The sequence below is a fragment of the Nocardioides sp. genome (assembly GCF_050699375.1).
GTDB lineage: Bacteria > Actinomycetota > Actinomycetes > Propionibacteriales > Nocardioidaceae > Nocardioides.
On sequence record NZ_JBOHDN010000216.1, the window covers coordinates 1 to 6,659 of the forward strand.

Below are 6,659 nucleotides of genomic sequence, written 5' to 3' on the forward strand. Positions count from 1 at the left end.
GCGCTGCGGGCCCAGATCAGCCCGCACTTCATCTACAACTCCCTCGGGGCGATCGCCAGCTTCGTACGCACCGATCCCGAGCGCGCGCGCGAGCTGCTCCTGGAGTTCGCCGACTTCACCCGCTACTCCTTCCGGACCCACGGCGAATACACGACCCTGGCCGAGGAGCTCCGCTCCGTCGAGCGCTACCTCCTGCTCGAGCAGGCCAGGTTCGGCGAGCGGCTCAGCGTCAGGCTCTCGGTCGCCCCCGAGGTGCTGCCGATCGCGGTGCCGTTCCTGTGCCTGCAGCCGCTGGTCGAGAATGCCGTACGTCACGGGCTGGCCGACGCGGAGACCGGCCACATCTGCATCCGCGCCGCCGACAGCGGCACCGAGTGCGTGATCGAGGTCGAGGACGATGGCGCCGGCGAGGACCCGGAGAAGGTACGCCGCGCCCTGGCCGGGGTCTCGACAGGCTCGACCACCCGGGACAGCTCGACGACCCGGGACGGCTCGACCGCCGGCAGCAACGACTCCGTCGGCCTCGGCAACGTCGACGCCCGGCTCCGCAACGCCTACGGCGACGACTACGGCCTGGTGGTCGAGACCGCCCCCGGCGCGGGCACGAAGGTCATCCTCAGGATCCCCAAGTTCGCCCCGGGAGTGCATCCATGAGCGAACGACAGCGAACGACGGCGAACGGTCGCACGTCCGGTTCGCACGCCGCCGCACGCCAGGGGGCGCCCGGCGGCCGGCTGAGGATCCTGGTCGTCGACGACGAGCCGCCGGCAGCCGACGAGCTCTCCTACCTGCTCACCCAGGACTCGCGGGTGGCAGAGGTGCGCACCTGCCTGAACGCGACCGACGGGCTGCAGCAGCTGCAGGAGTCGAGCGTGGACGCGGTGTTCCTCGACATCCAGATGCCGGGGCTCAACGGCCTGGAGCTGGCCCGGCTGCTGGCGCGCTTCAAGACGCCGCCCGCGGTCGTGTTCGTGACCGCCCACGAGGAGCACGCGCTGCAGGCCTTCGACCTGCGAGCGGTCGACTATGTGCTCAAACCGGTGCGTGCCGAGCGTCTGGCCGAGACCGTCACCCGACTGATGGGCAGCATGCCCGAGGAGGAGCCGGGTGGTGACGTACAGATCCCGGTCGAGCTCGGCGGGGTCACCCGCTTCGTGTGGCGCTCCCAGATCACTCATGTGGAGGCGCAGGGCGACTACGCCCGGCTGCACACCGCCGACGCGTCCCACCTGGTGCGGGTCCCGCTGACCCAGCTGGAGCAGGAGTGGGCCTCCGCGAGGTTCGTACGCATCCACCGCTCGCTCCTCGTCAACCTCTCCCACGTGACCGAGGTGCGTTCGGACGCAGGCCGCTGCTCGGTCGTGGTCGGTGGCTCCTCCCGCGGGACCGAGCTACAGGTCAGCCGCCGCCACACCCGTCAGCTCAAGGACCTGCTCGCCCGGCGCAGCTGAGCCGACCCGACCGAGACGACCCGATCCTGATGACTGAACCCCAGCGCGTACGCGTCACCGGACCGCCCCGCCGACGCCCCGCCGTCCGGCGGGTCGATGTCGACGAGGACACCCGGCTCGGCGAGGTCTACCTCGGCTCACTGATGCGCGCCCAGCTCTCGATCGCCGTACGCACCCTGGCGGTCCTCCTGCTCGGCGTCGGCTCGCTCCCGCTCCTGTTCTGGCTGGCTCCGGGTCTGGCCGGGACCGCGCCGTTCGGCATCCCGCTCACCTGGCTGCTCCTCGGGGTGCTGGTCTACCCGTTCCTCTTCCTCCTCGGTCGCTGGTATCTGCGCGGCGCGGAGCGCAACGAAGCCAGCTACGCCGACCTGCTGAGCGCCAACGAGACCGGCTCCGACGAGATCGGCCCCGAGAACGGCCCCGGGGCCACATGACCCTCGACTCAGCCCCGGCGATCGTCGCGGTCACCCTGGTCACCCTGGCGACGCTGACGATCGGCACCTGGGGACTCCGGTTCAGCCGGACGACGAGCGACTTCTACGTCGCCTCCCGGTCGGTGCGACCTGGCCTGAACGCGAGCGCCATCGGCGGCGAGTATCTCTCCGCCGCGTCGTTCCTCGGCATCGCCGGGCTGGTCTTCACCTCCGGCGCCGAGATGCTCTGGTACCCGATCGGCTGGACCGCGGGCTATCTCGTTCTGCTGACCCTGGTCGCAGCACCTTTGCGCAGGTCAGGGGCGTATACACTGCCCGACTTCGCCGAGGAACGACTCGCCTCCACAGGCGTCAGGAGACTCTGCTCGCTCCTGGTCGTGACCATCGGCTGGCTCTATCTGATCCCGCAGCTTCAGGGCGCCGGCCTGACCCTGGAGCTGGTCGCCGGAGCACCGCGCTGGGTCGGCGCCGCACTGGTCGGCACGGTCGTCCTGGTCAGCGTCTTCTCCGGCGGGATGCGCTCGATCACGTTCGTGCAGGCCTTCCAGTACTGGCTAAAGCTCACCGCTCTGCTGGTGCCGGTCGGGGTTCTGGTCGCGGTCTGGGGCAGCGACGGCGCACCCCGCACCGACCTCAGCCAGGCCTGGTCCCTGCCGCTGGGCACCGACGGGATGACCGGGCTCTACGCCACCTATTCGTTGATCGCGGCGACGTTCCTGGGCACGATGGGGCTGCCGCACGTCGGCGTGCGCTTCTACACCAACCCCGACGGCCGCGCCGCCCGCCGCACCACCCTGGTCGTGCTGGCTCTCCTGGGCGTCTTCTACCTGCTGCCACCGATCCTCGGCCTCTTGGGGCGCGTGTACGCAGCCACCCCAGCCTCCGCCGACACGCTGGTGCTCGAGCTGCCCCGCCTGATGGTCCCCGGCTGGGCGGGCGACGCCCTCACCGGGCTGGTGTGCGCGGGCGCCTTCGCCGCCTTTCTCTCGACCTCCTCGGGCCTGGCGATCGCAGTCTCCGGCGTGCTCAGCCAGGACGTCGTCGTACCCCTGCTGCGCCGGCGCGGCAGCCTGTTCGGGGGCGTCGCCGCGTTCCGGATCGCCTCCCTGGTCGCCGTCATCGTCCCGGTCGCCGGCGCCCTGCTGACCCCCAGCGTCGGCGTCGCCCGCGGCGTCGCGCTGGCCTTCGCGCTCGCCGCCGCGACCTTCTGCCCGCTGCTCCTCCTCGGCATCTGGTGGCGCCGGCTCACCGCCTACGGTGCCGCGACCGGCCTGGTCACCGGCCTGGTCACCACCGGGACAGCCGTGGTCGTGACGATCAGTGGGTGGCGTACGGACACCTGGGCCGACGTCGCCCTCACCCAGCCGGCCCTCTGGGCGGTCCCGCTCTCCTTCGCCGTCATGATCGTCGTCAGCCTCGCCTCCGCCGCCCATGTCCCCACCCACACCACCCGGCTCCTCGTACGCCTCCACACCCCCGAGCGCACGATCGAGCCAGCCGTCGCACAAACGCTGCAGCGCTGACGCTTCTATGGATTGATCCCTCAAATCTACGAGTTTGGATACTCAAAGCTGCGAGTTGAGGTACTCAAACCTACCGATTCAGCTAGCCTGAGACGATGTCGTATGTCCCACGGAACGTCACAGCCTGGGCTGAGGAACTTCTGTCCAACACACCAAGCCTGATCATCGAAGGTGCGCGCCAGGTGGGTAAGAGCACGCTGGCGCTCCACCTCTCGGAGGGCCACGAACCGACCTTCTTGTCATTCGACGATGCAGCCATACGCGCCGCCGCGGAACTCGACCCCGACGGATTCATCGCCGATGCCGGTCCTGGCCTCGTCATCCTTGACGAGATCCAGCGCATGCCCCATCTCACGCTTGCAGTGAAAGCGTCGATCGACCGGGATCGTCGCCCCGGTCGCTTCATCCTGACCGGATCGTCATCCCTGTTGCGCGTTCGCGGCCTCGCCGACAGCCTTGCCGGCAGATCTGCCTACGTGTCTCTGTACGGGTTCAGCCAAGGAGAGATGCGCAGCCGGACAGACGATTTCATCAACGTGGTGCTCCAGGAGCCGCAGTGGAGTCGTACAAGGTCGTCACTCAAACGCGCTGACTACGCCGCGCTCATCAGTGCGGGCAGCTTTCCTGAATTCCATTCCCTGTCCCCACGGCTCCGGAACGCCCGCTTGGACGACTACGTCCGCTCGTTGGTGGAACGAGACATGCCGGACCTGCGTCGCGAGGTGCGGCCGGACCGGATGCTCGCGCTCATTCGCACCCTGGCCGGGCGTCAAGCAGCCGAGCTGATCAAAGCCCGGATTGCCCACGAAACCGACATCCCAGCAACGACGATCACAGCCTATTTGGATCTCCTCCGCGATGTCGGTCTCCTGACCACGATCCCTCCGTGGACGTCGAACCTTTCCAAGCGGGAGACCGGGCGCCCGAAAGCATTCCTCAACGACTCCGCCCTCGCGCTGCGCCTGGCCCGAGTGACCACAGACCAACTGACACGCATCGAGTACGGCGAAGCCCTCGGCGCGTTCCTCGAAGCCTTCGTGTACGCCGAACTACTCAAGCAGCGCACCTGGTCCGAGCAGGATTTCGAGCTGTTCCACTACCGACAACTCGACGGGACCGAGGTCGACGCCATCATCGAACTGTCTGACGGGCGGATCATTGCGGTCGAGGTCAAGACTTCCTCGTCGTTCAGCGCCTCTCAGTTCAAGGGCTTGGCCAAGCTCCGCGAGCGCGTCGGCGACCGGCTCGTTGCTGGATTCGTCCTCAACACGGGCTCCACCGGCTACCGGTACGCCGAGAACTTGTACGGCGCCCCGATCTCCAGCCTCTGGGCGCCCGTGGGCACAGCGCGCTAGCCCCCGTCCGCATGACGCCGGGCAGACCAGCCATTCAGCGGACGAAATCGACCGTTCGCCGCGCGACTGCGCCGCCTACCGAGGGACCGTGTGTTACCCGCGACGCGCGGGGTGGACGAGCCCTACTGTGACAGCGATCACACGTCGCCCGTCCTCCACCCCCACGGAGGACGGCCTCGTCAACGAAAGGGTTAGACCGTGAGCGATGAAGCACACGACCAAGCCCACCGGCACGACCCGGTCTACGACAGCCTGCACGCCACAGCGGAGTTTCGCGCTCTGCGGTCGGCGTATCGGAAGTTCGTCTTTCCGGCCACGGTGGCATTCCTGGCTTGGTACCTCCTCTATGTCGTCTGCTCCAACTGGGCAGAGGGCTTCATGAACACCAAGCTGGTCGGCAACATCAACGTCGCGCTGGTCTTCGGGCTCCTGCAGTTCGCGACGACCTTCGGCATCGCGTACTACTACGCCAACTACTCCACCAAGCACCTCGATCCGCTGGCGCGGAAGCTGGACGAGGAATACGAGATCGGGAAGAGGCAGCTCTGATGGACGGCAGCCAGATCCTCACCACGGTCCTCTTCCTGACCGTTGTCGCGATCACGATCGGCATCACCTTCTGGGCGAGCCGGCAGACGAAGACCGCGGCCGACTACTACGCCGGTGGCCGCGGCTTCTCCGGCTTCCAGAACGGGCTCGCGATCGGCGGCGACTACATGTCGGCCGCGTCGTTCCTCGGCATCTCCGGCGCCATCGCCCTCTCGGGCTATGACGGGTTCCTCTACTCGATCGGCTTCCTCGTCGCCTGGCTGGTGGCGCTGCTGCTGGTCGCCGAGGTGCTGCGAAACTCGGGGCGCTACACGATGGCCGACCAGCTGGCGTACCGGATGAAGCAGCGCCCGGTGCGCATGGCCGCCGCGACGTCCACCGTGGTCGTCAGCATCTTCTACCTGTTGGCCCAGATGGTCGGCGCGGGCGCCCTGGTGGCCCTGCTGCTCGGTGTCGAGGACCAGCTGGTGAAGAACATCGTGATCCTCTTCGTGGGCGCGCTGATGATCTTCTACGTCACCGTCGGCGGGATGAAGGGCACTACCTGGGTCCAGATCGTCAAGGCCGTTCTGCTGATGACCGGCTCGGCCCTGATCGTGATCCTGGTGCTCGCGCAGTTCGGCTTCAACCTCTCCGAGCTCCTCGGCTCCGCCGCCGACGCCTCGGGCAAGGGCGACGCCTTCCTGCAGCCCGGCCTGAAGTTCGGCCTGAGCTTCACCAGCGAGATCGACTTCGTCTCGCTGGGTCTCGCTCTGGTGCTCGGCACCGCCGGCCTGCCGCACATCCTGATCCGCTTCTACACCGTCCCGACCTCGGCAGATGCCCGCAAGTCGGTGCTGTGGGCGATCGGTCTTATCGGCGTCTTCTACCTGTTCACCCTGGTCCTGGGCTTCGGTGCGGCCGCGCTGGTCGACCCGGCCACCATGGACAAGGCCGGCAACCTGGCGGCGCCACTGCTCGCCCAGGAGGTCGGTGGCGGCGAAGGATCCATCGGCGGCGCCGTGCTGCTCGCGCTCATCTCCGCGGTCGCCTTCGCCACGATCCTCGCCGTCGTCGCGGGCCTGACGTTGACCTCGTCGGTCTCTGTCGCCCACGACATCTACAACTCGGTGATCAAGCGCGGCAAGGCGAGCGAGAAGGAGGAGATGAAGGTCTCCCGCTGGGCCGCGGCGGGCATCGGCCTGGTCGCGATCCTGCTGGCGATCCCGGCGCAGTCGCTGAACATCGCGTTCCTGGTGGCCCTGGCCTTCGCGGTCGCGGCCTCCGCGAACCTACCGGCGTTGCTCTACAACCTGTTCTGGCGCCGTTTCAGCACCCGCGGGGCGGTGTGGAGCATCTACGGCGGAC

General features: G+C 68.0%; 7 protein-coding genes. All 7 read left to right on the forward strand.

The features are described 5' to 3' along the window. Positions 1-654: sensor histidine kinase (locus ACRDPS_RS15970; protein WP_431502640.1), on the forward strand; the 654-nt coding region annotated here is incomplete at its 5' end. Continuing rightward, complete coding sequence (locus tag ACRDPS_RS15975; protein ID WP_431502641.1) at positions 651-1,451, forward strand: LytR/AlgR family response regulator transcription factor; 801 nt, start codon at positions 651-653, stop codon at positions 1,449-1,451. The genes ACRDPS_RS15970 and ACRDPS_RS15975, both read left to right, overlap by 4 nt. A 29-nt stretch (positions 1,452-1,480) precedes the next feature. Then, a complete protein-coding gene (locus ACRDPS_RS15980) occupies positions 1,481-1,885 on the forward strand; it encodes a hypothetical protein (protein WP_431502642.1) in 405 nt (134 codons plus the stop codon). Then, the gene (locus ACRDPS_RS15985; protein ID WP_431502643.1) at positions 1,882-3,408 is read left to right on the forward strand and encodes a cation acetate symporter; all 1,527 of its coding nucleotides are present in this window, start codon (positions 1,882-1,884) and stop codon (positions 3,406-3,408) included. Before ACRDPS_RS15980 ends, ACRDPS_RS15985 begins: the two co-directional genes overlap by 4 nt. Positions 3,409-3,503: 95 nt before the next feature. After that, positions 3,504-4,763: an ATP-binding protein gene (locus tag ACRDPS_RS15990; protein ID WP_431502644.1), complete on the forward strand. Its 1,260-nt coding sequence runs from the start codon at positions 3,504-3,506 to the stop codon at positions 4,761-4,763. A 198-nt stretch (positions 4,764-4,961) separates the two neighbouring features. Then, positions 4,962-5,312: a DUF485 domain-containing protein gene (locus ACRDPS_RS15995; RefSeq protein ID WP_431502645.1), complete on the forward strand. Its 351-nt coding sequence runs from the start codon at positions 4,962-4,964 to the stop codon at positions 5,310-5,312. Beyond that, a partial coding sequence (locus ACRDPS_RS16000) for a solute symporter family protein (protein ID WP_431502646.1) occupies positions 5,312-6,659 on the forward strand: 1,348 nt, incomplete at its 3' end. The genes ACRDPS_RS15995 and ACRDPS_RS16000, both read left to right, overlap by 1 nt.

Coding starts and splice junctions, on each gene's coding strand:
- ACRDPS_RS15975 (WP_431502641.1), top strand. CDS start 651: ATGAGCGAACGACAGCGAACGACGGCGAACGGTCGCACGTCCGGTTCG.
- ACRDPS_RS15980 (WP_431502642.1), top strand. CDS start 1,481: ATGACTGAACCCCAGCGCGTACGCGTCACCGGACCGCCCCGCCGACGC.
- ACRDPS_RS15985 (WP_431502643.1), top strand. CDS start 1,882: ATGACCCTCGACTCAGCCCCGGCGATCGTCGCGGTCACCCTGGTCACC.
- ACRDPS_RS15990 (WP_431502644.1), top strand. CDS start 3,504: ATGTCGTATGTCCCACGGAACGTCACAGCCTGGGCTGAGGAACTTCTG.